The sequence below is a fragment of the Enterococcus sp. S183_ASV_20 genome (genome assembly GCF_018919685.1).
GTDB lineage: Bacteria > Bacillota > Bacilli > Lactobacillales > Enterococcaceae > Enterococcus > Enterococcus faecalis.
On sequence record NZ_JAHLRI010000018.1, the window covers coordinates 31,286 to 55,050 of the forward strand.

Annotated in this window: 28 protein-coding genes; 8 read left to right on the forward strand and 20 right to left on the reverse strand. The window is 38.3% G+C overall.

The annotated features are described in order from the left end of the window. Positions 1–144: 144 nt before the first annotated feature. From KQI94_RS08255 to pepA, 3 genes are all read right to left on the reverse strand, one after another. Complete coding sequence (locus KQI94_RS08255) at positions 145–600, reverse strand: universal stress protein (protein WP_002385249.1); 456 nt, start codon at positions 598–600, stop codon at positions 145–147. A gap of 147 nt (positions 601–747) precedes the next feature. After that, positions 748–1,062, reverse strand: coding sequence for a thioredoxin family protein (locus KQI94_RS08260; protein WP_002355015.1), 315 nt, complete (start codon positions 1,060–1,062; stop codon positions 748–750). A gap of 11 nt (positions 1,063–1,073) precedes the next feature. Further along, on the reverse strand, positions 1,074–2,150 hold the full coding sequence (gene pepA / locus KQI94_RS08265; RefSeq protein WP_002355013.1) for a glutamyl aminopeptidase: 1,077 nt from the start codon (positions 2,148–2,150) through the stop codon (positions 1,074–1,076). Between the two features lie 306 nt (positions 2,151–2,456). Here pepA and KQI94_RS08270 point away from each other — a divergent pair, with 306 nt between their 5' ends. Together KQI94_RS08270 and KQI94_RS08275 are read left to right on the forward strand one after the other, a co-directional pair. Beyond that, positions 2,457–2,798, forward strand: a complete 342-nt coding sequence (locus KQI94_RS08270; RefSeq protein ID WP_002355012.1) for a PepSY domain-containing protein — start codon at positions 2,457–2,459, stop codon at positions 2,796–2,798. Between the two features lie 318 nt (positions 2,799–3,116). Beyond that, the gene (locus KQI94_RS08275; RefSeq protein ID WP_002368408.1) at positions 3,117–4,772 is read left to right on the forward strand and encodes a peptide ABC transporter substrate-binding protein; all 1,656 of its coding nucleotides are present in this window, start codon (positions 3,117–3,119) and stop codon (positions 4,770–4,772) included. Between the two features lie 37 nt (positions 4,773–4,809). Here the strand turns inward: KQI94_RS08275 and KQI94_RS08280 are convergent, their stop codons facing one another. Further along, positions 4,810–5,361, reverse strand: a complete 552-nt coding sequence (locus KQI94_RS08280) for a DNA-3-methyladenine glycosylase I (RefSeq protein ID WP_002368409.1) — start codon at positions 5,359–5,361, stop codon at positions 4,810–4,812. 76 nt (positions 5,362–5,437) lie between these two features. Continuing rightward, on the reverse strand, positions 5,438–6,214 hold the full coding sequence (locus KQI94_RS08285; RefSeq protein ID WP_002368410.1) for a peptidase C39 family protein: 777 nt from the start codon (positions 6,212–6,214) through the stop codon (positions 5,438–5,440). 216 nt (positions 6,215–6,430) lie between these two features. Here KQI94_RS08285 and KQI94_RS08290 point away from each other — a divergent pair, with 216 nt between their 5' ends. After that, positions 6,431–6,793: a hypothetical protein gene (locus tag KQI94_RS08290; RefSeq protein WP_002354999.1), complete on the forward strand. Its 363-nt coding sequence runs from the start codon at positions 6,431–6,433 to the stop codon at positions 6,791–6,793. Positions 6,794–6,912: 119 nt separating this feature from the next. Here KQI94_RS08290 and thiT read toward each other — a convergent pair whose 3' ends face one another. The 3 genes from thiT to KQI94_RS08305 form a co-directional block, all read right to left on the reverse strand. Then, positions 6,913–7,488: an energy-coupled thiamine transporter ThiT gene (gene thiT / locus KQI94_RS08295; protein WP_002368412.1), complete on the reverse strand. Its 576-nt coding sequence runs from the start codon at positions 7,486–7,488 to the stop codon at positions 6,913–6,915. A 162-nt stretch (positions 7,489–7,650) separates the two neighbouring features. After that, positions 7,651–8,304 (reverse strand): PepSY domain-containing protein, encoded by a 654-nt coding sequence (locus KQI94_RS08300; protein ID WP_002390311.1) that lies wholly within the window; start codon positions 8,302–8,304, stop codon positions 7,651–7,653. Between the two features lie 76 nt (positions 8,305–8,380). After that, positions 8,381–9,166, reverse strand: coding sequence for a hypothetical protein (locus KQI94_RS08305; protein ID WP_002354996.1), 786 nt, complete (start codon positions 9,164–9,166; stop codon positions 8,381–8,383). Positions 9,167–9,399: 233 nt separating this feature from the next. Between KQI94_RS08305 and KQI94_RS08310 the strand changes: the two genes are divergently transcribed. After that, positions 9,400–10,134: a class A sortase gene (locus KQI94_RS08310; protein ID WP_002354994.1), complete on the forward strand. Its 735-nt coding sequence runs from the start codon at positions 9,400–9,402 to the stop codon at positions 10,132–10,134. Positions 10,135–10,181: 47 nt separating this feature from the next. Here the strand turns inward: KQI94_RS08310 and KQI94_RS08315 are convergent, their stop codons facing one another. From KQI94_RS08315 to rpsO, 8 genes are all read right to left on the reverse strand, one after another. Then, entirely contained in the window at positions 10,182–10,412 is a 231-nt protein-coding gene (locus tag KQI94_RS08315; protein ID WP_002390312.1) for a hypothetical protein, read from the reverse strand. Positions 10,413–10,500: 88 nt separating this feature from the next. Continuing rightward, positions 10,501–10,971, reverse strand: a complete 471-nt coding sequence (locus KQI94_RS08320) for a low molecular weight protein-tyrosine-phosphatase (RefSeq protein ID WP_002368415.1) — start codon at positions 10,969–10,971, stop codon at positions 10,501–10,503. Between the two features lie 40 nt (positions 10,972–11,011). Continuing rightward, positions 11,012–11,581, reverse strand: coding sequence for a TetR/AcrR family transcriptional regulator (locus KQI94_RS08325; RefSeq protein ID WP_002354991.1), 570 nt, complete (start codon positions 11,579–11,581; stop codon positions 11,012–11,014). A 177-nt stretch (positions 11,582–11,758) separates the two neighbouring features. After that, complete coding sequence (locus KQI94_RS08330; protein WP_002390314.1) at positions 11,759–13,177, reverse strand: CHAP domain-containing protein; 1,419 nt, start codon at positions 13,175–13,177, stop codon at positions 11,759–11,761. 331 nt (positions 13,178–13,508) lie between these two features. After that, on the reverse strand, positions 13,509–14,018 hold the full coding sequence (gene mreD, locus KQI94_RS08335) for a rod shape-determining protein MreD (protein WP_002354987.1): 510 nt from the start codon (positions 14,016–14,018) through the stop codon (positions 13,509–13,511). After that, positions 14,015–14,875: a rod shape-determining protein MreC gene (mreC, locus tag KQI94_RS08340; RefSeq protein WP_002383273.1), complete on the reverse strand. Its 861-nt coding sequence runs from the start codon at positions 14,873–14,875 to the stop codon at positions 14,015–14,017. Before mreC ends, mreD begins: the two co-directional genes overlap by 4 nt. A 181-nt stretch (positions 14,876–15,056) precedes the next feature. Beyond that, the gene (gene pnp, locus KQI94_RS08345) at positions 15,057–17,171 is read right to left on the reverse strand and encodes a polyribonucleotide nucleotidyltransferase (RefSeq protein WP_002367402.1); all 2,115 of its coding nucleotides are present in this window, start codon (positions 17,169–17,171) and stop codon (positions 15,057–15,059) included. Positions 17,172–17,357: 186 nt separating this feature from the next. Next, complete coding sequence (rpsO, locus tag KQI94_RS08350; RefSeq protein WP_002354983.1) at positions 17,358–17,627, reverse strand: 30S ribosomal protein S15; 270 nt, start codon at positions 17,625–17,627, stop codon at positions 17,358–17,360. 279 nt (positions 17,628–17,906) lie between these two features. Here rpsO and def point away from each other — a divergent pair, with 279 nt between their 5' ends. Beyond that, positions 17,907–18,470, forward strand: coding sequence for a peptide deformylase (gene def / locus KQI94_RS08355; protein WP_002354981.1), 564 nt, complete (start codon positions 17,907–17,909; stop codon positions 18,468–18,470). Between the two features lie 47 nt (positions 18,471–18,517). Here def and KQI94_RS08360 read toward each other — a convergent pair whose 3' ends face one another. From KQI94_RS08360 to KQI94_RS08370, 3 genes are all read right to left on the reverse strand, one after another. Further along, the gene (locus tag KQI94_RS08360; RefSeq protein WP_002361040.1) at positions 18,518–19,294 is read right to left on the reverse strand and encodes a Cof-type HAD-IIB family hydrolase; all 777 of its coding nucleotides are present in this window, start codon (positions 19,292–19,294) and stop codon (positions 18,518–18,520) included. A gap of 9 nt (positions 19,295–19,303) precedes the next feature. Beyond that, positions 19,304–19,957 (reverse strand): DNA alkylation repair protein, encoded by a 654-nt coding sequence (locus KQI94_RS08365; protein WP_002368418.1) that lies wholly within the window; start codon positions 19,955–19,957, stop codon positions 19,304–19,306. 72 nt (positions 19,958–20,029) lie between these two features. Beyond that, positions 20,030–20,833, reverse strand: coding sequence for a formate/nitrite transporter family protein (locus tag KQI94_RS08370; protein ID WP_002365340.1), 804 nt, complete (start codon positions 20,831–20,833; stop codon positions 20,030–20,032). A gap of 323 nt (positions 20,834–21,156) precedes the next feature. Here KQI94_RS08370 and rpsD point away from each other — a divergent pair, with 323 nt between their 5' ends. The 3 genes from rpsD to lepB all read left to right on the forward strand — a co-directional run bounded on the left by rpsD (position 21,157) and on the right by lepB (position 23,074). Continuing rightward, positions 21,157–21,768 (forward strand): 30S ribosomal protein S4, encoded by a 612-nt coding sequence (gene rpsD, locus KQI94_RS08375; RefSeq protein WP_002365342.1) that lies wholly within the window; start codon positions 21,157–21,159, stop codon positions 21,766–21,768. A 159-nt stretch (positions 21,769–21,927) separates the two neighbouring features. After that, positions 21,928–22,476, forward strand: a complete 549-nt coding sequence (locus KQI94_RS08380) for a biotin transporter BioY (RefSeq protein WP_002354975.1) — start codon at positions 21,928–21,930, stop codon at positions 22,474–22,476. 61 nt (positions 22,477–22,537) lie between these two features. Then, the gene (gene lepB, locus KQI94_RS08385; protein WP_002383266.1) at positions 22,538–23,074 is read left to right on the forward strand and encodes a signal peptidase I; all 537 of its coding nucleotides are present in this window, start codon (positions 22,538–22,540) and stop codon (positions 23,072–23,074) included. A gap of 68 nt (positions 23,075–23,142) precedes the next feature. On the opposite strand, the gene KQI94_RS08390 is transcribed toward lepB, so the two are convergent. Beyond that, the coding region (locus tag KQI94_RS08390) for a WxL domain-containing protein (RefSeq protein ID WP_216454360.1) at positions 23,143–23,765 on the reverse strand (623 nt) is incomplete at its 5' end.

A 23,765-nucleotide genomic window follows, 5' to 3' on the forward strand; every position in this document is an offset into this window, starting at 1 on the left:
TTGTCGAAAAACTAAAAGACTTGGAAAATATGTCGCTACGACTTATTCTCCAAGTCCTCAATTTTGAGTGACAAGCCGCTGATCCTTTGAAAAAACAAAAGAAACGTAGGGTCAACTCTCTATTCAATCAATAACTTTTTTTGCTTATTTTTCTTCAGAGTGAACAATTAAGACATCGCAAGGGGCTTGACGAATAATGTAGCTACTGACGCTTCCCATGACCACACGTTCGACTGCGTTTAATCCTGATTGTCCCACCATAATTAAATCAACATTGTATTTTTCAGGTAATTCATGACTCATGACTTCTTTGGGTGAACCAAACATGGTAACTGTTTCAACATTATGAAAATCAACGCTTTCAGCATACTTTTTACAATCGGCCATTAATTCTTCCGCAGCGGCTGTTTCTTGATCAATTAATTGATCATTTAACGTCGAATACCCCATCATTGTATACACTTGATTTTCTAAAATATTTGCAACAATGACTCGGCTTCCGTTTCGACGAGCAACCTCAATTGCACGTTCATAAGCTAAATTGGCTTGATCACTACCGTCTACGCCGACAAGAATATTTTTATACATTTGTTCTTCCATTTTCGTCACCTTCCCGATGGAGGCTGATCTAAAAGGCTTCTTTGACTAAGAAACTAGAGTCAAAAATGAATTTAGGACCCTTGCGCAGAACGCCCTTTTGTCCAGCTGATTCTCTCTTAATTTAATGGTTCCTCTGGTTCATGAAAATTAGCCTAAGCTAGTTAAAAATGCACTGATTTCTTCTTTTGTTTTTCGGTCTTTGTTTACTAAGCGTCCTAACTCTTGACCGTTTTCAATTACGACAAAACTCGGAATACCAAAAATATTCCACTCGGCAGCCACGTCAATAAACTGATCGCGGTCGACTTCGATAAATTGAAAAGCTGGAAATGCTTCTTCAATTTCAGGCATGACTGGTTTAATGAAACGACAGTCTCCGCACCAATCAGCAGTAAAGAAGAAAACATTTTTACCTTTTTCAACATAAGTTGCTAGTTCTTCTAATGAATTGGGATAAATCATTTAAACATCCTCTACTTTCCGTAAACAATTGTATTAACTGTTGATTTATCCAAGCCACGTAATGCTTGTAACAACATTTCCCGCGCTGCTTCATAATCCGCAATACTAAACATTGTTTGATGCGTATGGATGTAACGACCACAAACGCCGATGACTGTACTTGGTACACCGTTATTAGTTGTGTGCGCTGCCCCAGCATCCGTTCCGCCTTTAGAAACAAAATATTGATACGGAATATTGTGTGTCGCTGCTGTATCCAATAAATATTCACGTAAGCGAGGCAATGTGATTAAACCTGGGTCGAAAATCCGTAATAACGTCCCTTCACCTAAATGACCATACGTTCCTTTTTTCGTGTGAATATCATCTGCCGCTGAACAATCCACCGCAAAGAAGATATCTGGATTAAATTTATGAACAGATGGTTTAGAACCACGTAACCCGACTTCTTCTTGTACGTTTGCCCCAGCAATTAATGTGTGGCCTAATTCTTCATTTTGTAACGTTTCCAATGCATCTAATACCAACGTACAACCATAGCGGTTATCCCATGATTTACTGATAATATTTTTGCCATTAGCTGTTTTAATCGTTTCTGTTTGTGGAACAATGGAATCCCCTGGACGAACGCCAAAGCTTTCAGCTTCTTCTTTTGAAGAGAATCCTGCATCAAATAACACATCAGAGACTTCTAATTGTTTTTGACCACTCGTACCACGCAACAAGTGTGGCGGAATAGATGAAGAAATACATGGATAGTTCCCTTTACTTGTTTTTAACGTAAAACGTTGTGCTGAAACAACATAGGGATTCCAGCCACCTAAAGGAACCACTTGGAATAAACCATTATCGTTAATTTGAGTTAACATGAAGCCAACTTCGTCCATGTGGGCTGCTACCATTACGCGTGGCGCTGCTTCCACTTTTGAACGTTTAATCCCAAAAATACCACCTAAACCATCATATTGAACATCGTCCACTAACGGGGTGATATGTTCTTTCATGTACGCGCGAATGTCGTCTTCAAATCCGCTGGTTCCTTGTAATTCAGTTAATTCCTTGATTCGTTGAAATGTTTTTTCTTCCATAGATGTATGTCCTATTGCTTTTGATTTGTTGGAAATTACGCCAACCAAGCGTCACTTTTTCTCTAAAAAGTCACTTTATCCTGTCGATAAAAATAGGTACTCCTTTCATATGATTTCACTCTTATTATAACGCAAATACTAGAAAATGCACATCGCTTTCTCTTTTTAAACGTGACAATGAGAATGCCCTAAAAGAATGATTGAAAAACTTTTTTTATTTCTCAGCGGCCCCTTCTCTATGGTAAAATAAGAGTGATACTGACAAAAGTAATAGTAAGCAGAAACCGACCAAGGGAGGTCATACAAATGAACGAAGAAAATGAGTTGACATACTTTAAAGGCGGCTTAGCGCTAGGCGTTGGTCTTGGTTTAGTAGGCGGCATTGCCTCAACCTTGTTCTACCATAAGAAAAAAACAATCTCCGCTGATCTCGTCTTAGAAAATGTAAAAGCTGCTTTTTTAAAAGAAGGACCGATTGAAGGTTCGTGGATTGAGTTTGAGAAAAAGCCCTTGCGGAAATTCGCCATCCACTCCAAAACATATACTGGAGGAATTTGCCGCATTGAAGACGACGGCATTGTTCAATACGAATTCACTGCAGATGCCTACACAGGAACTGTCATTGACATCCAACGATTAAAAGATTAAAAAGATTGTTACAAAAGCACTTATTTGCTTTTGTAACAATCTTTTTTTCTTCTCATTTGTTTTTTGTAAAAGGGATGTTTATTTTATGTCAAAAAAATCAAATCAATGATGAATAAATACTCTAAAATCGAATGCTTTCTGCATGGAAATCAGCTTAAATCTTTACTTATCAACGTTTGTCCACTTTTTTCATAAAAAAGATTAGACATTTTTTAAAAATTGATAAAAGAATAATCATTTCTAACGATTTTTTAATTTCTCCTTTTCATTTTTACATTATACTGAGAGTATTGCTAAAAATGAAAAGGAGCGTGTCAAATGAAGAAATCTGTTTTATTTACTTCATTACTTGTATTATCAAGCTTAGCTTTAGCGGCCTGCGGCGGTGGCAGTGACGATAAAGGAGCAAGCAACGGCGGCAGCGACAACCAAGTATACACAATGGTTGAATCCCAAGAAATGCCTAGTGCCGATCCGTCCCTTGCAACAGATGAAGTGAGTTTTACCACTTTAAATAATGTCTACGAAGGAATCTATCGTTTAGATAAAGACAATAAACCCGCGCCTGCTGGTGCAGCCGAAAAAGCAACTGTTTCAGAAGACGGTTTAGTTTACAAAGTTAAATTACGTGAAGAATCAAAATGGTCTGATGGCAAACCAGTTACTGCTGCAGATTACGTTTACGGTTGGCAACGAACAGTGGATCCTGTCACTGCTTCAGAATATGCCTACATGTTTGAACCAGTAAAAAATGCTGAAAAAATTTCTAAAGGGGAACTACCTAAAGAAGAATTGGGCATTAAAGCAATCAATGATCATGAATTGGAAATCACTTTAGAAACAGCAACACCATATTTTGATGATTTATTGGCTTTCCCTTCTTTCTTGCCGCAACGTCAAGATATCGTTGAACGTTTTGGTAAAGATTATACAAAGAGTAGCGATAAAGCAGTCTACAATGGTCCCTTTACGCTAACTGAGTTTGATGGTCCCGGAACAGATACTAAATGGTCTCTAACTAAAAATGAAGAATATTGGGACAAAGAGACTGTCAAGTTAGATAAAGTCGCTATCAACGTGGTGAAAGAAGCCCCAACTGCCTTAAATCTTTATGAAACTGGTGAAGTGGATGATACGTATTTATCTGGCGAACTGGCTCAACAAATGCAAAACTCTCCTGACTTGGTCCAATTAAAAGCCGCTTCTTCTTTCTATTTAGAAATGAATCAAGCAGATGAAAAATCACCATTGACTAATGCAAACTTACGTCGTGCTATGTCTTATGCCATCGATCGCGATTCATTAGCTAAAAATATTTTAGCTAATGGCTCTCTTCCTTCACAAGGCTTCGTCCCTGTTGATGTCGCGAAATCACCAAAAACGGGTGAAGACTTTGTTAAAGAAGCCGGCAGCGACAAATTAGTCAAATACGACAAGAAAAAAGCTGTGGAATACTGGAACAAAGCGAAACAAGAACTTGGTGTTTCCAACTTAACGGTTGATTTAATGGTAGACGACTCTGAAGGCGCTAAAAAAATGGGCGAATATCTTCAAGGATCACTATCTGATACTTTGGAAGGCTTAAAAGTAACTGTGACACCTGTCCCTATGGCCGTTCGTTTAGATCGTACCTTAAAAGGGGATTTCCAAATCGCTATTCGTGGTTGGAGTGCCGACTATTCAGACCCAATTAACTTCTTAGATTTATTAGAAAGCTCAACTTCTAATAACCGTGGACGTTACAGCAATCCTGAATACGATAAATTCATTGCTGCGTCCAAAACCACAGATGTTAACGATCCTGAAAAACGCTGGGAAGATCTAATCAACGCTGAAAAAACAGTAATTGCTGATATGGGTGTTGTGCCAATTTACCAAAAAGCAGAATCACACTTACGTGCACCAAACGTGAAAGAAATTATTTATCATCCAACAGGTGCTAAATACGACTTCAAGTGGGCGTATAAAGAATAAAATAAAGGTCTCCTTCAATTTTGGAAGGAGACCTTTATTATTTATAATGACACGTTTCTAAATGATCATTCACCAATCCCGCCGCCTGTAAAAAGGAATAGACTGTCGTGGCACCTAAAAATTTAAATCCTCGTTTTTTTAACACTCGACTAATCTCTTGCGATAATTCCGTGGAGGCAGGAACCTCTTCTGGGTGCTGCCAGTGATTAACGATTGGTTGCTGATCGACAAAGTTCCAGAGGTAGCGATCAAAGGACCCAAATTCTGCCTGAACTTCTTGAAAAACTTGCGCATTCGTGATGGTCGCTTGAATTTTTAAACGATGACGAATCACACCAGGATTTGCTAGTAAAGCTAAAATTTTTTCCTCATCATATCGCGCAATTTTCCGATAATCAAACGCATCATAAGCTGCTCTAAGCGTTTCTCGTTTATTCAAAATAATCGCCCAGCTTAAGCCTGCTTGCATACTTTCCAAGGTCAATAACTCAAATAACTGTTGCTCTTCATGAACTGGACGTCCCCATTCATCATCATGATAGGCTTGCATCTCTTCAGTTGTATTCGTTGCCCAAGTACATCGATCCATTGTCCTGCCTCCTTTTATTTGCTAAAAAAGATGCGAACAAAGGGTACTGCCTGTTGTTCCACACCTTTTCTTATTCCTAATAAAATGCCCAGAAGTTTAACGCTTCATTCATCACTTCTTCGGCTGTAAATGTCCGTTTTGAATGGCCCTTTTCTTCTGAATCGTTTGGATCATTAATCCAGAAATCGCCTTTTTCATCCACACCACTCATCACCATAATGTGACCAGTTGTAGTGAAATAGCCCGGTTTTACAGAAATAATGACTGGATGACCTTCCTTCAAGAAAGCTGACACTGTTTCAATATCCCCAATTTCTTGACAGTTATAGCCTTTCATTTCAGCATATGCACTAAAAATAGACCACGCCGTTCCTTGTCCTTCCATAAAGAAGTCATTTTTTGCCCAAGCTAACACATCCAGAGGGGTAACTTCTTGGTGATCCATGTATGAACCAACCATTGCAAGCGACACAATCGCACAGCCATTAATTTCGATTGTATTCGGCTTATCCACATTGCCAAATCCGTATGCGGTGTCTTTCCATTTAGCATCTGTCTGCAATTCTAACGGCAAATCCAGATGTCCATCATATTGCTTCTTTTCAATTTCTTGATTGACCTGTTGTCCATAGCTTAAAGGTTTGACTTTTTTCTCAATTTTAACTGGTGCTGGTTCTTTTGTTTTACTTGATTCAGCACTAGCTTTGACATATGAATCATCAAACCAACTTGAAAACCCACCTGATTTCATCGGCGAAAACTGCGCTAACAACCCGCCAAAGCCAAACGATACCAACAACACCGTGAGAACTTTTTTTTGGTAACCTGATGGTTTTTTTGACATACTATTCATCCTTTTCTATCTATTGACTACATCCGATAATCTTATGTATTTCTTATATGCTCACACATTATACTACTTTCTTTTTCGAAAAACAGAAACGTTGGTAAATTCTCATAATTATTGAAGGCGAACATATTTTCTTGAATTTTATCACAAAATTAGGTAAAATACAGGTAATTAGTCATTTGAGTTTTATTCTATTTTATTCGTAAAGGAGGCAGAAGAATGGATCAACATAAAGCTACCATCAAGAGCATTTCTAAACTGATTACGCTCTCTTCCCAACATTTCTTTTCGGCATTTTTAGAAGATTCTCAAGATCAAAAGAATAAAGAAAAGGAACGCAGTGCGCTTTTACAAGAGCTCCAAGTCGCTGCCGCCCAAAAATCCTTAGTGGTCTTACAATTGAAAGAAGTCCCTACAGCGCATAAATTCGAAACGGTGATCGGCTGGATTGTCTCAAAAAATATTTCGGACAATATCGTCGTTCGTTTACAAACGGATGAACAACAGTTGCGCATGATTCCTGTTGCTTCTGTCATGAAAGTCAGCACGTTAGCTAATCGTCACCAACGTCAAATTCACTAGAATATTGAAGTCTTTATAAAATAAATGGAAACCACCAACCATGGCGATTGCAGGTTGGTGGTTTCTTTTATTTATGACTTTAGTCAAAATCCCATGAAACTTCTGACTTAGGACTCAACTTATTTCTTAGGAACAAATAATTGCGGTGCTACTTTTGCCAATAAGCCTAGAACTAGACTCACATACAAACAATTGACGACGGTACTTGTACCGTTTAGAACAAAGGAATAGAGGTATGGGCTCATCCCTTCTGGTGCATACATGCCCCAAACCAATACGCCCGCCCAAAAATGCCAAAACCAACGGGCGAAGACTGCGACAACACTTCCTAAAATAATTGTACGAATGGCTGATTTTAAGCGATTCGCTTGAAAATACAGTTGAATTTTTCTAGCGAATACGCCCCCCATTCCCCCAAACGCAAAAGCAAAGGGATATTCAAAAATAATCTGTGGAACGGACAAAAAATTTTTCATGGCTGTACCGAGAATAATATTTAACATGCCCCAAACAAAGCCTGCTGCAACTCCAGGAAGCAACCCACGACGAAACGAATAAAGAACTAATGGGACCATTCCCAACGATAGGTCCAAGCCACTATTGGCAAATTCAATCGGTAAAAAAGAGAGGGCCATTGCCATTGCTGCGACGACTGTTCCTTCTACCCAAATACGTAAATCCATTTTTTTAACCAAACAAATTTCCTCCTATGTTCTGACGCTCTCAACCACTAATACATCGTTATTTTACCATAGGGACTTTAGAAAAACACGTTTGTCGAACAAGCAAAAAAATAGCTGATCAGCATTTAAGGGAATCAACTCCTACTCAAACGCATGCCAGCTACTTTTTATCCATTAATCGTCCCGCTCAGTTGTCAAAATTTTACCAGAATGAGCATCGATTTTTACCTCTATTTTTTGTTGGCCCTCTTTCACTTTCACTTCCCAATAGGTGATTCCTAATTCTTTCTCTAACTTCCAATCTGTTGCCTGGCCGACTTTCGCTTCTTTTTCAGCCAAGGTTGTGGCTTGTTCTCTGGAAATGATATTTGTTAAATCAAGTGCCTCTTCTTGCATTTTAACGCCATTTTGTTCATCGGCATCCAAGGTTTCGACTTTTTCTTTTGTGAATTCGCCTGTTTCTGCGTTCACTTCAACTTGATATTCTTTTTGCTGATCCACGCCTTCTATTTCATAAAAATAACGTCCAAAATCTGTATCTAACTGCAGACTTGTTATTTTAGCTTCTGGATATTTTTTCTCAAATGCTGTCGTTACTTTTTCTAAAGAGACAGCTACCGCAGTTGCCTTCTCTGATGTCGTCGTTGCTTCTTGTTGTACGGTTGTACTTGTTTCACTAGTTGATATTGCTGTTTCTTTTTGCTCATTTGTTGATGAAACAGTAGTAGGCGTTTTGGGTGTACAGCCAGCTACCAAAAAGAGTGCCAAGCCAGTCAGAGCGCCATAAAGTATTTTTTTCATTAAACAACCTTCTTTCCTTTTTATCATTTTATTATACTTGATTTCTCATCCAAATCATAGCTACAAAAAGAGCCCTACTTTAGTTGATAAAGTTAGAGCTCTCTCAGCCTTCATGGGCCAACATAAAAATTTCACCGAAATCATTCTCTTGTTCAATGTGCCAAATGCGTTTTTCACTATTATAGACAAGCGTTGCCAAAATTTCTTCTTTTTGGTAAGAGGTATTTTTCATCTTGCTAAGTGAATCTTCCACCAAGTAAATAGGAATCCGATATTCTTCTTTATCCACTTCCGTTTGTTGGAAGCAAAAAATAACACCTTCTTGCAAGATACCTTTCATATTTTTAAGTAATTCAGGACTTAATTTTTCGACAGGCGTATTTCGTTTAAAGAAGGCCTTTTTCTGATTCACTTTCTCTAAAACAACACGTGTAATTTTATCAGCAAAGATTCGATAAAATTCATCAATATAACGATAATAGACACGCGTCATCTGATCTGCAAATTCAAAAAAGACAAAATCATTTTGTAGCTTATAAAAGAAAGGCGAATGCAAACTATTCTTCATGTGTCCAAAATAAAGAAGTTCCGAAATTTCTAATGGCGTTAGCTCTTTTAGCATCGTCACATCGGAAAAGTCAATCCATTTAATCTCTTCAGTCATCCAACGACGTTGTAGCGATTGAAAATAGCGATTGACGCTTTCTTCTCCGCGAATAATTTTCAAGCCTGAATGCATATCGTATTCGCCAGCTTCGGCAGAAGGATCTAATAATAGTAAGTTCTGTGGATGATGCACAATTGAACGAACAAAATCGGAATGGGTAATTCCTTTAGATAAAACCGCGTTGCTGGTTACATCTATATGTACATAAATTAAATCAAGCAAATTCCCATCTCCCCTCTACTAGCCTCCTTACCATTTTACAATATTTTCAAAAGAAAAGCTTGTTTCTTTTACTTTAAAATTCCATTACAAAATGAGGATTTTTTTGAAAAATCAATCGATTCAGTTGTTTTTTATTAAATCAAGGTCCGGCCAGCTTACCTATTCCCCAAAGAAAATAAATAGGTTTTTCAAATAAATTGTGGTAAACTTGATACATTAAAAGGAGGGAGAATATGCGCCCAAAAGAGAAAAAAAGAGGAAAAAATTGGTTAATCAACAGTTTATTAGTTTTACTATTTATCATTGGCTTAGCCTTAATTTTTAACAATCAGATACGTAGTTGGGTGGTTCAACAAAATAGCCGCTCGTACGCCGTTAGCAAGTTGAAACCAGCTGATGTGAAGAAAAATATGGCTCGTGAAACAACGTTTGACTTTGATTCAGTTGAGTCCTTGAGCACAGAAGCGGTGATGAAAGCCCAATTTGAAAACAAAAACTTACCTGTGATTGGTGCCATTGCGATACCAAGTGTCGAAATTAATTTGCCCATTTTTAAAGGATTGTCAAATGTCGCTTTATTAACTGGTGCCGGGACCATGAAAGAAGATCAAGTCATGGGGAAAAACAATTATGCCTTGGCTAGTCATCGAACGGAAGATGGCGTTTCCTTATTTTCACCTTTAGAAAGAACCAAAAAAGACGAACTCATTTATATCACTGATTTATCTACTGTTTATACATACAAAATAACTTCTGTAGAAAAAATCGAACCAACCCGTGTTGAGTTAATTGATGACGTTCCTGGTCAAAATATGATTACCTTAATTACCTGTGGCGATTTACAAGCAACGACGCGAATTGCTGTTCAAGGAACATTAGCAGCAACGACGCCTATTAAAGACGCCAACGACGATATGTTGAAGGCTTTCCAATTGGAGCAAAAAACTTTAGCCGATTGGGTGGCTTAATAAAAAAATCCTTGAAAAGTTTTGACACTTTTCAAGGATTTTTTGCTTTATTTTATCGCTTGGCGTTCTTGCTGTTTCAAACGAGCAAAACCATAACGAATACCTGCAAATAATAAAACTAACGGAGATAAGAAAACAGAGATCATTAACCATTCACTTGTATACATACTACTAAAAGATAAATGATACGTGACAGCATACACTAGCGGCAGACTCATTATCAACAATAAATAATACAAACTCAATTCAAAAACATAGGATAAATAACTACTGTTCATCTTACTTCCCTCCTGTCTCTTTTTCCCTGAACAATTTGTTAACACTATTGTACCAAGGGGAAACAGAAAGTACTATCGGACTATAGTCCTAATCTTTCAGCTGTGCTTTTATTTTTTTCAACCATTCTGAGGTACCTGCTTCCACTAAGCGGTAAGTTTCCTCAAAATCTCCAGTATAATAAGGATCAGGTACGTCCATGGTTTCTTTACCAGCCACAACTTCCATAAATAAATGAATCCGCGGTTGCTCTTCTTGAGGAGCTAATGCTTTTAAATCGGCCACATTATTCGCATCCATCCCAATGATATAATCATATTTTTTAAAATCACTTGGCTGGATTTGTGTCGCCCGCATTCCTTGATAGGAAATTCCTTGTTGCTCCAAAATTTTTCTGGTTCCCTTATGTGGCTGACTGCCAACTTCCCAGTGGCTAGTAGCTGCTGAAAACACTTGAATAGTCGATTCTAAACCGGCTTGTTGGACTTTCTGACGAAAAATCGCTTCTGCCATTGGCGAGCGACAAATATTGCCTAAACAAACAAATAACACAGTTACCACAACGTTTCACTCCTTCATAAAACTTTTTATCCTTCACACATTACTCATTGGCTTCTTGTTCATACAAATGATAAGCCATAAATTCTGTATCTTTCGCTAAACGGAATAATTGCGTCGCCATTTCCAAAGGAGTCTGAGGATATTCCTCAAGAATCCATTTCGTTAAGACGCCGCTACATCCATAAGAAAAGAAATTCGCATAAAATTGTTTATCTTTATCTGTTAAATGGTTCTCAACATCGACTTGTTCAAATAATGAAATAAATAAGCGATTGGTCGAAGCGGAAAAAACATTAAGAAGAACTTCTGAATCTGAGGTCACCGTTGTATAGTAAAAATGACTCTTCTCTTTAATCGCTTTTAATAACTTCAGGGCTTGTTCCTCCCAGTTTTCCAAACAAATATCTGTTTCCAAGTAAATCAATGCATCGTGACGATAAATCCAACGTAATAAATCATATTTATCTGTAAAGTGATAATAAAATGTTTGGCGATTCAAGCCCACTTTTTTGGTAATATCTTGGACACTTATTTTACGAAAATCCTTTTGTTCACATAATTCTATTAAAGCTGAAGCGATTGCTTGTTTTGTATCGTGCGTTCCGCTCATGCTGATTCCTCCGCTCCTAATATGTATATACCTCTATAATTGCAAAAAAATGGCCAGATTACAATATTTTCAGATACATTTTATGCATATATTTAAAATTAAATGAATAAAAAAAGCGGCAACTAACGATTTTTGTTAGTTACCACTCCTTGTTATCAATTATTAATAGATGACTATTTAGCCTGGAAAACGCCATACAACAGCGCGGAATCCTGCTGGTGGTGCTGGTGACCAGTTAGAGTTAGAAGAAACATAACCAGAACCTCCTGGGTTGTTCGCTTCAACGATTTGGACACTTCCACCACTTACACCTGTAACTAAGACAGTATGCACGCCACCAATCCAGCTATCTGGACTATAGGCACTTTCATATTGAACAACATCGCCTGGTTGCACGTTACTCCAGCTAACTTGTGTTGCGCCAGAAGCAACATAGCCACTGTTTGGACCACCATAACCGAAGTTAATACCGCCTGCCGCTAGCCAGCGACGAACAGATACTAAACATTCACCTGGTTGATTCCAACCTGTTGCATAAGAATTACCAACATCTGCTAAAGCTGCATTAATTGCGGCTTGTTTTCCTGAAGTCACGCCACCATTCCCTGGTTTTGCTTCATTACCTTTTTCAGGAGTTGTTGGGTTAGTTACAGGAACTTCTTTTTCTTTTTCAGGTGCTGCTGCAGGTGTTGTTACAACACTTTCTGTTTCAGTACTTGAAGTTGTTGTTTCTTGCGTTGTGGTACTTTCAGTAGTTGTTGATGATTCTACTGCTGGTGTTGCGGCTTTTTCTTCAGCAGCAGATGCTGCTGCCTCATTGGCTGCTTTTGTTGCTTTCGCTTGCTCTGCTGCCGCTTTTTGTGCTGCGGCTTGTGCTTGCGCTGCCGCTTGTTCTTCTGCTTTTTTAGCAGCTGCACGTTGGCGTGCTTGTTCTTCTGCTAAACGTTTTTCCGCTTCTTTTTTCTGTTTAATGAAGCCGTCTTTTTTCCCTTGTTCTTCAGAACGTTGTGCTTCTAAATCATTTTTAGCCACTTCTTGTTGAATCTTCAATGTTTTTAATGATTCTGTTTTATCATTTAATTCTTTTGTTGCTGCTTCTAATTCAGCAATTTGTTTTTCAACATTCTTTGTTTTCTTTTCAACAGTCGCTTTATCTTCTTTTTGTTGTTCTAGTAATTCATTATTGGCGCTCATCATTGTTGAGACCGCTTGAACGCGACCAATTGCATCTGCTACTGAATCTGCATCTAAGACAGCATCAATAATTGAATCACTTTGACCATTCACTTGGACATCGCGTGCTTGTTTTGTCATTTGTACTTCACGTTTTTGAATACGGACATTCAAATCAGAAATTTCACTATATAATTTAGATACTTCTGATGATAGCTTGTTCTTTTTAGCTGTTAATGTATCGATTTGTTTGGCCGTTTCAACCATATCATTTTCAATCGCGGCAACTTTTGCTTCTGCATCTGACATTTGGCTAGTTAACGCATTAATTTTTTGATCTTGTTGTTGAATCTTTGTATCGTATTCATCTGCAAATGCTGCGGATGGCAACGCTACGCTTGTTAAGGTAATGGAACATACCATTAGAGCCGATAATACACTTTTCTTCAATCTGTTGTCCTCCGAAAATCCTTTTTTGTTAAGCTTTTTTATTATTTATTAAAATTTGAATAAATTTCTCTTTTTCAACGATAGAGCAATTGTAGCATAGCTGTATGTCACTGAGATAATATGGATGTTACAGTAATATTTCAATTTTCTTCTTGTAAATGACAAAAAAAAGCTTCACTTTTTTCACAACTTTCTTCAAGTCTCCAGGGTAAGCTTCTCATCGTTTTGTTATTTAAAGAAAATAAAAAAAGCGAAAAATGCTAACAAATGAGCATTTTTCGCAAACGAACAAAATTTTCAATTTTTATTTTACGGAAAACAGTTTTTTCAGTGGATAAGATAAAATAACATACCACACCATGTTCAATAGCAATGTAGGGCCCAACACACGCGTAATAAATAAAATCGGGCTGACATCTGCTAAATGAAAGGCCACTTGAATCAGTACCGCAATCAGTTCATACAACGTGGTAAAAATGACGATCCCAAAAAAACCAGTTAGTAAATTTGTTTGAATTACTTCTTTAAATGTATACATCAACATAACCGAAAGCGTCAGTGCAACTGTATAAATCCCGATAATGCCAATGTAGTAGCTATCGCAAATGAAGCCTAAAATTAACGAAGTAATTAATAAATAACGTTTAGAAAAATTAGGAACGGCAAACATAAACGCAAGTAATAACAGATGAGAACTGGCAAAGTAAACATTACTTGTCCACGTTTCAAAAGACTTTGTTAAATGAGCATCAATTAACATTAAGAAAAACAAGAGAATAGGTGTGACGTATTTTAAATACTCTTTCCGAATCATTCGCTTTCCCCTGCCGATCTTTTCACGACCGTCACAACAGAGATACCATAGACATCCGCATAAGGTTTCACATACACTTCACGATCTAAACCAAAACTATCTGGTTTCACTTTAATAACTGTCCCTACCGCTAAATCGGCTGGGGAATTACCACCTAAGCCAGAAGTCTGAACGACATCGCCTTCTTTCAGAGTGGCATCGCCAGTTAATTGTGACACAATTAATGCATTTGTCTTATTGTCGTAATTTTTAAGTAAACCAAACGATTCGCCATTTGCGGAAGTTACTCGCACAGGGAAATGGTTCGAGTTGACATTTTTAGACGTTAGTAGTTCCACTTTTGCAGTCGTTGCATTGACTTCAATGACACGCCCCACTAACCCTTTTTGCGCCATGACCGCCATGCCCGCTTCAATGCCGTCATTGGTTCCTTTATCGATAATTAATAAGTCTTGCCAAGTATCCGGCGAACGCGTAATGACATTCGCAGTTACTTTTTCATAGTTGGCCAACGTTTCGTTCAGATTCAATTCTTGTTTTAAACTATCAATTTCACGTTTATAGTTATTGTTTTGGACAGCTAATTCATTATAGCTATCAATTTTTTCTTTTAGACGTTCGTTTTCTTTAAACGTGTTAATTAAATTGCCCATTGAAGACAAGCCGTTTTCCACCACACGAGCTGGAAAAGAAATCACACGATCCACCATACTAACGCTATTATTGACGCCACCTTGAACGACATTGGTTTTGCCTTTTTCAGAACGTTGCGCAGCAGTTAAACTAATAATGGTTACTAAAATAATGACTAAAATTAAGGTAATGATTATATTTTTATTTGGATTAAATTTTTTCACAAAGACACCCCAGATATTCTTCAGACTGATAGTATTAATTTTACCACTAATTGACTATAAACAAAAGAGTTGGCGATCGTCTTTAGCTTTTTTTATCATTTCTTTTTTAGGGCTTGTTTTCAACGAAAAAACCAACGAAAAGAAAGGAAGCTTCCTTGGTTTTCGTTGGTTTAAAAAGAAATTATTTTTCTTTGTTTTCTTCGTTTAATAATGCTTTTCTTGACACGTTGACACGGCCTTGTTTGTCAATTTCAGTTACTTTGACAAGGACTTCGTCGCCTAATTTCACGACATCTTCAACGTTGTTCACACGTTCGTTTGCTAATTGAGAAATATGGATCAAGCCATCTTTGCCTTTAATTAGGTTAACAAACGCACCAAATTTTTCAATGCGGACAACTTTTGCTAAGTAAACTTGACCGACTTCAACTTCTTTGGTTAATTCTTCAATAATCTTGATGGCTTTTTTAATCATTTCAGCATCTGATGAAGCAATACTTACGTTACCGTCTTGATCGATATCAATCTTAACGCCGGTTTCATCAATAATGCTGTTGATTGTTTCGCCACCTTTACCAATGACATCTTTAATTTTCGCTGGTTTAATTTGAATCATTTCAATTTTCGGTGCATATTGACTTAATTCTTCACGAGGAGCAGCAATCGTTGTTGTTAATTCTTCTAGAATTTCCATCCGTGCTTTCTTCGCTTGGTCTAATGCTTCCGTTAAAATTTGTTCTGTAATTCCTTGGATTTTGATGTCCATTTGTAAAGCAGTGATTCCGTCTTTCGTTCCCGCTACTTTAAAGTCCATATCGCCAAGGTGGTCTTCTAAACCTTGAATATCTGTTAAGATTGTATAGTTTTCACCATCACTAACAAGACCCATTGCAATACCTGCAACTGGTGCTTTAATTGGCACACCCGCATCCATTAATGCTAATGTTCCCGCGCAAATACTTGCTTGTGAAGAAGAACCATTTGATTCTAACACTTCTGCTACTAAGCGGATTGTGTAAGGGAAGTCTTCTTCTGATGGAATAATTTGTGCTAAGGCACGTTCACCTAACGCACCGTGACCGATTTCACGACGACCTGGTGAGCCCGCGCGTCCTGTTGAACCAACAGAGAATTGTGGGAAGTTATAATGATGGATGAAACGTTTGCTATCTTGGACACCCAACCCATCGATAATTTGATGTTCCCCTAAAGGCGCTAATGTACAAACGGATAAAGCTTGTGTTTGACCCCGAGTAAATAAGCCAGAACCATGCACACGTGGTAAAATACTTACTTCTGATGATAAATGACGAATTTCGTCTAATTTACGGCCATCCGGGCGAATCTTATCGATCGTGATTAACTCACGTACGACATCTTTTTCAAGATCTTCCGCAATTTGTTTCACTTCTTTTAGTAATTGCGCTTCTTCTTCGTGTTCCGCAAATTTTTCAGCGTAAACTTCTTTGACTGTATCTTTTACTTTGTCAATTTCAACTTCACGTGCTAATTTTTCTTCCGTCATTACGGCTGTTTTCATTGTATTGTAGTACGCATCAAAAATTTCTTTTTTAAGATCAGCGTCCACTTGTAATAAGTCCACGTCCATTTTTGGTTTACCTACAGCGGCAACGATTTCTTCTTGGAACGCCACTAGTTCTTTAATGGCATCAAAACCGAAAAGTAAGGCACCTAACATATCTTCTTCTGATACTTCTTTAGCACCACTTTCAACCATGTTGATGGCTTCTTTTGTTCCAGCAACAGTTAATTCAATATCTGTTTGTTCCGCTTGTTCTACCGTTGGGTTTAAAACATATTCGCCATTAATACGACCAACGTCAACACCAGCAATTGGTCCATCAAACGGAATATCTGAAATTGCTAACGCTAAGGAAGACCCAAACATTGCAGCCATTTCTGGTGTACAATCTTGATCCACACTCATAACGATGTTTGTGATTTGGACTTCGTTACGGAAGCCTTCTGAGAACATTGGACGAATGGGACGATCGATTAAACGAGCGGTTAATGTCGCACGTTCACTTGGACGACCTTCACGTTTAATGAAGCCGCCAGGAATTTTTCCTACCGCATACATTTTTTCTTCATAGTTTACAGTTAATGGGAAAAAGTCTACATCTTTTGCTTCTTTAGAGGCAACAGCAGCACTTAAAACGACCGTATCGCCGTAACGTACTAAGACAGCTCCATTGGCTTGTTTGGCTAATTGGCCGATTTCTACTTCTAGTGGGCGGCCGCCCCAAGTTGTTTTAAAGACTTGTTTTTCTGTCATAATTCTTCTCCTTTACTCTTGCTCTTTGGAAAAGTCAGACGGCTACTAAACAAATGAAAAAGTAACAAGTCGTTGCTGCTCTTTCATTTGGTTAGTAGTTCCTAAAAACTTTCCAAAGAGGACCTTCAATAGTGACAATAAGATAAAAAGCGAGATTCTGATTGAACCTCGCTTTATACGTAATGATTAACGACGTAATCCTAAACGTTGGATCAATTCGCGGTAACGTTGGATGTCAGTTTTACGTAAGTAAGCTAACAAGTTACGACGGTGACCGATTTTTTTCATTAAACCACGGTAAGAATGGTGATCTTTTTTGTGTGTACGCGCATGTTCGTTCAATTGGTTAATGTCTTCAGTTAAGACAGCAATTTGTACTTCTGGAGAACCAGTATCTCCTTCATGACGTGCGTATTCTTTAATGATTTCGTTTTTTCTTTCTTGTGAAATTGCCATTTGTTCCACCTCTTTCTCTATTATTCGTCTGATCACTGAGTGAAGCGTTGGTGACTCGCTAAACCAAGTGATAGATGGTGTGTTTCCACACAAGCTTACTTTACAGGAAACACCGCTAAAATGCAAGCTTAATCTCTATTATTCGATAGTTTTTTTAAACAATCTAGCCCCTTTTTTGGTGATTTTGTGATACACTAAATGGTGGTAAACAACTGATTATTTCAGCGCATGAATAAATAAAAGAAGAATTTTTTTATGTTTCAAAGGAGGAACCATTGAATGATTACAATGAAAGATATTATTCGTGAAGGGAATCCCACACTTCGTGCTGTGGCAGAAGAAGTGCCTGTCCCTATCACTGAGGAAGACCGACAATTAGGCGAAGACATGTTGACTTTCTTAAAAAATAGTCAAGATCCAGTCAAAGCTGAAGAATTACAATTACGTGGTGGCGTTGGTTTAGCTGCACCACAATTAGACATTTCTAAACGAATTATTGCTGTCCATGTTCCTAGCAACGACCCAGAAAACGAAACGCCTTCATTAAGTACGGTGATGTACAACCCTAAAATTTTGAGCCATTCTGTGCAAGATGTATGTTTAGGTGAAGGGGAAGGCTGTTTATCTGTCGATCGGGATGTACCTGGGTATGTCGTTCGCCATAACAAAATTACCGTCAGTTATTTTGACATGGCTGGCGAAAAACACAAAGTTCGTTTAAAAAACTACGAAGCGATTGTGGTTCAACATGAAATTGATCATATTAATGGCATTATGTTCTACGATCATATTAACAAAGAAAATCCATTTGCTTTAAAAGAGGGCGTTTTAGTCATCGAATAAAGAAAAAAACTGCGCCGTTTGTTTTCAGACAAACGGCGCAGTTTTTTTTAAATGGCCTTCATTTCTTTTAAGGCTTTCCAAATCCCATCATTATCATTTGTATCTGTGACCATCGTAGCCACTTTTTGAATGGAAGGACTCGCATTGCCCATTGCAACGCCAATTCCTGCATGACTTAACATTTCTCGGTCATTTTCGCCATCCCCAAAGGCAATGATATTTTTTGCATCAATGCCCACACGTTTGGCTAAATACGTTAACGTAGCTGATTTTGAGCCATCTTTAGGCACAACATCTACGCTATGTTGATGCCAGCGAATAAAGCGAAATTCTGGGTATTCTTCTTCAAACGTACACTGATCTTCTGCGTCATAAAAAGCCAGCGCTTGGTAAATATCATTTTGACGATAAAAGTGTTCATCATAAGCAGGTGAATGAAAATGAAAAGAGTTCATCGCAATTTCCATTTTTTCAGCACGGTGCTGGTTGCTCTTCTTAATATCATCTAAGCCCACACAAGCAAATCCTAAGCCGCGTTGATCACTGTCTTGTGCCAAACGTTCCAACGCTTCAGCGTGCAATAAATTTTGATAATATTGCTCATGATCCACAAAAGCCGCGGCGCCATTACATAATACGTAATTGGTAAAATCTAAATCCCAAATCACCTCTTGCGCCATATAACGACTTCTGCCAGTTGCCAGCGTAACTAAGTGTCCTTGCTCTCGCAATTTTGCTAGCGCTTCTCTCGTGCTATCCAATGCTTTCTTCTCCGAATTTAACAACGTCCCATCAATATCAAATGCAAAAAGTTTTCTTTCCATCATTTCTCCTTATTCGCTCGCTTTCGCTAAATATTTACTGCCTTCTCGTTGTGCCAAAGGACTCAACACTAATTCTTTCATCAATTCCTCGACCCATTGCGGATTCGTTTTACTATATTGGCGTAATGACCAGCCAATCGCTTTTTGAATGAAGAACTCCTCTGTAGTTCTATCATAAATAATCGCCTTTTTCAACAGGTCCTGATTGGTCTTTTCTTTCAACATCAACTGTAAATTCAGCGCAACACGCCGATTCCAGAAATTTTCAGCGCCATAAAAAAGGGCAAAAATCGTTAGCAATTCAGTCAGATGCAACGCCACCCACGACCCAAAAAATTTTCGCCAAGCATCCACACTGTCCCACCACGCTTTTTGTGGAACATAAGCTTTAAACGCTACGACCTCTTCTAATGAAAATCTCCGAACATTTTGAAGGGCTAAATCAATAGCGACATACTGATATTCTCGTTCTGTTTTTTGATAATAAGCCTCAATCTCTTGGCATAATTTTTCCTTTGGCCACGTATGACTTTCTTTTAAAAGTTGTTTACTTAACGCTTGACGTTCTGGGGCGGGGATGCCTGCAAAAACAAATTGGTGTTTCATATAAGCAGACATTTTTGCTGCTGTTTCTGGGTTCTTCTGAAATTGAAGTGTGTCCATTCCTTCGCTCCTTATAATAAAAAAAACTATACTAAAACAGTGTACCATGTTTTAGTATAGTTGGTTGATCAATTAATCAAAATACGTTAAGTTTTTGTTGTCTTTATCTAACCAGGCATAGCCGAGACCCATAATTAAGCCACCACCGATAAAGTTACCGATAAAGGCCCAGAACAGATTATGAACAACATTACCAGCTGTGAAAGCTTCAATTGCGCCGTTTGAAGCAAAGTAAGCTAAACTGAAGGCTGGGAAGTTGGCAATCACGTGTTCAAAACCAAGGAAAGCAAAGATAAAGATAATGAAAATAATGGCCGCGACTTTGCCGGCGTCATCTTTCATTCGCATACTCACTAATACGGCTGTATTAACTACAATATTGGCGAACATAGCTTCAACTAAAATTTGCAGGGTGGTTTTTTCTAATTTTCCAGCAATCGATGTAAAGAAGAAACTATCTTTTGGCAAATCTTGGAACGGCACCGTAAGTGATACCAAGAAACCAAACAAGACGCCACCAATTAAATTGAATAAGATACAGGTAAATAAAATTTTTGCAGCTAAGGAAAAGTTGACTTTTTTACGATAGACCCCAACAGTCATGTACAACATATTCGAGGTACCAAGTTCGGCATTCATATATAAAATCATCACAAGTGACCAACTGAACATGAAGGCGTAAAGCATTTTCCCTAAACCATGAGAAATTCCTTCTCCTTTAATTGCGATTGCAAAAGCAACGGCTGTTCCCAACGTTAAAAATAGACAAGCAAGCATTGCACGAACAGCGTAGCGGGAAAAGCTGTTTGAGAATAAATTCACTTTCTTGTCGATGGATTTATCAATTTGTTCAAACAATGGTGAACCAGACTTCATTGTAAACTCCCTTTCATTCCGTTTTCAACTTATATTTTCAAAACATCTCCCCTTATTCTAATGAGGAAAAGTGTTTTTGTCTACCTTTTTTTCATATTTCACTTTAAAACCTTGACGTTTCCTATCCTATTAAGTATACTAGATTTTGTGTAAAATAATTGCAGCAGAAGAATAATAACTCGTCAACAGTTCATTGCCAAACTTGGTTCAACTGCGTAACCGCGGCTGCAAAGGCGAAGGTTGAAGAATGAACTGAACGAATATGAATTTTTCATCTAATTATTTTACTCCAAAAAAACATTTATTTATTGGAGGAATTTTTAATGTCTCGTTATACTGGACCATCATGGAAAGTATCTCGTCGTCTAGGTATCTCTTTATCAGGTACTGGTAAAGAACTAGCTCGTCGCCCTTACAAACCAGGACAACACGGACCTAACAGCCGTGGTAAAGTTTCTGAATACGGAATGCAATTAACTGAAAAACAAAAATTACGTCATATGTATGGCATGAACGAACGTCAATTCCGTACGTTGTTCATTAAAGCAAGCAAAATCAAAGAAGGTAAACACGGTGTTAACTTCATGGTTTTACTAGAACAACGCTTAGATAACGTTGTTTACCGTTTAGGTCTTGCAACTACTCGTCGTCAAGCACGTCAATTAGTTAACCATGGCCACATCACTGTAGACGGCAAACGTGTTGATATTCCATCATACCACGTTGAAGTTGGTCAAGTGATCGGTGTTCGTGAAAAATCTCAAAACATCTCAACAATTAAAGAAGCGGTTGAAGCAACTGTTGGACGTCCAGCATTCGTAAGCTTTGACACTGAAAAATTAGAAGGTAGCTTCACTCGTTTACCAGAACGTGATGAACTTTACCCAGAAATCGACGAAGCACTTGTCGTTGAATACTACAACCAAAAACTTTAAGATTTCAAAAGGTCGAACTACGGTTCTTACCTTCTTTCAAAACCTTGCCTTTCTTGGCAAGGTTTTTTTCTTTGCCCTCTTTACAAAATTGTTTACTTCCGCTAAACTATTGTTAACCAAATAAAAATAATTGGTTAACAATAGAAAGTGAGGCTTCTTATGAATAAAGCATCGTTACGCTCTTTAATTTTAGCAGCAGAGTTCGCTGTGATTATTGCTGTACTTTCACAATTTACAATTCCATTGGGGATTGTCCCCTTAACTGGACAAACATTTGCCATCGGCTTAACCGCTACCGTTTTGGGCAAACGAACAGGGACCTACGCTATTTTAATTTACTTCTTATTAGGATTAATTGGTTTACCCGTTTACGCTGGGATGTCTAGCGGGTTCGGTGTACTCTTTGGACCAACTGGCGGCTATTTAATCGGCTTTATCTTCAACGGCTTATTAACTGGTTATATTTTAGAAAAAACAACCTTTAACTATACTTGGGCCATTATCGCAAATATTGCCGGCGCCTTAGTTACCTTGGTTTTTGGCATGATTTGGTTGAAATATTCCGCAAATCTGCCGTGGCCAAATGCTTTCGCAGGCGGGTTTGCTCCGTTTATTATTCCTGGTATCATCAAGGCTGTCGCAGCTGCTTATGTTGGTATTTTAATTCGCCAACGCTTTATGAAACGTTTTTTAGCGCACCTTTCTTAAGGGGAAAACTTTTTTCTTTTCCTTGTCTGTAGTACACTAAAAGGACAAAGGAGTGAAGTCCATGTCCTCATTATTAAAACGATTGGTTCAGTTGGTTTTGTTAGTCGGCGCTGTCTTGCTGATTCGACACTATGTTTTCTCCCCTGCTGCGGTGAACGGCTCTTCAATGGAACCAACACTTCATAACAACGACCGTTTATGGGTGACCTCGATTAAAAAGCCACAGCGCTTTGATATTATCGCTTTCCCTAGTCCTCGCAACGGCCAACGAGTAGCCAAACGTTTAATTGGTTTACCTGGCGAAACAGTCGAGTATCGCGATGATACCCTTTATATTAATGGTGTATCACTCAGTGAAGATTACTTAGCAAGTGCTAAACGAAATGTCTCTAAAAATGAAAATTATACCCAAGATTTTACGCTAGAGACCTTAGAAGCCACCCAATCCCTGACCGTTCCAGAAGGCATGTATTTTGTCTTGGGGGATAATCGCCCGCGCTCAGATGACAGTCGTTACTTTGGCTTTGTTAAACAAGAGAGTGTGGAAGGTGTTTTGACTTTTCGTTATTATCCGTTAGATAAAATTGGCTTTCCATAAAAATAATAAACCGCCCTCAAAAAGTTAGACTTTTTGAGGGCGGTTTAGCTTTTATTCACGTATTCTTGTTAAGGTCCAGTCACAAGATTCCACGTAACCGCGGCCTTGTATTGTTGCCCTTTAACACCTTGATTGGCTGGCACTTCAAGTTTGACATTATTGAAGGTGAAGTCCAACTGATAAACATTACTACCTGTGAATTGCTTGTTGGCAATAATACTTGTCGCCGTGTTGTTGGCTGTTAAGCTAATGGCACTCGTGGTACCGACCGCATTTTTCAACTCGGTTGGTTGATTGTAATTGGTGAAGCTAGAGACAGGTGCCGCCCCTAATAATAAGCGGGTCGCTGTAGGCAAGCTGTCTGTCGCTGATTTCGGTTGCGACAGTTGCGCCGTTAGGCTCCAATTCGGTTGCGTTTTCTTGATTCGGACATACGGATTCCGTGTACCGTTACCGTAGTAATCCGCGGCTTTTTTCAAGTTGTGTTGTTGCTTACTTCCTGCAACGCCCACTTGGCCGAAGTCGAAGGTTGGCACACTGATGAAGCCTTCGGTCGTTGGCGTGACTACTTCTTGATCATTTGGACGAATTCTCACGAAGTTATCCACTGTACTATCTTTAATACCACCAAATACTACAACTTCTGCTTTCAAAACAGTGTTTGGTTTCCCTGTTGCGCGAGTTGTGAAAG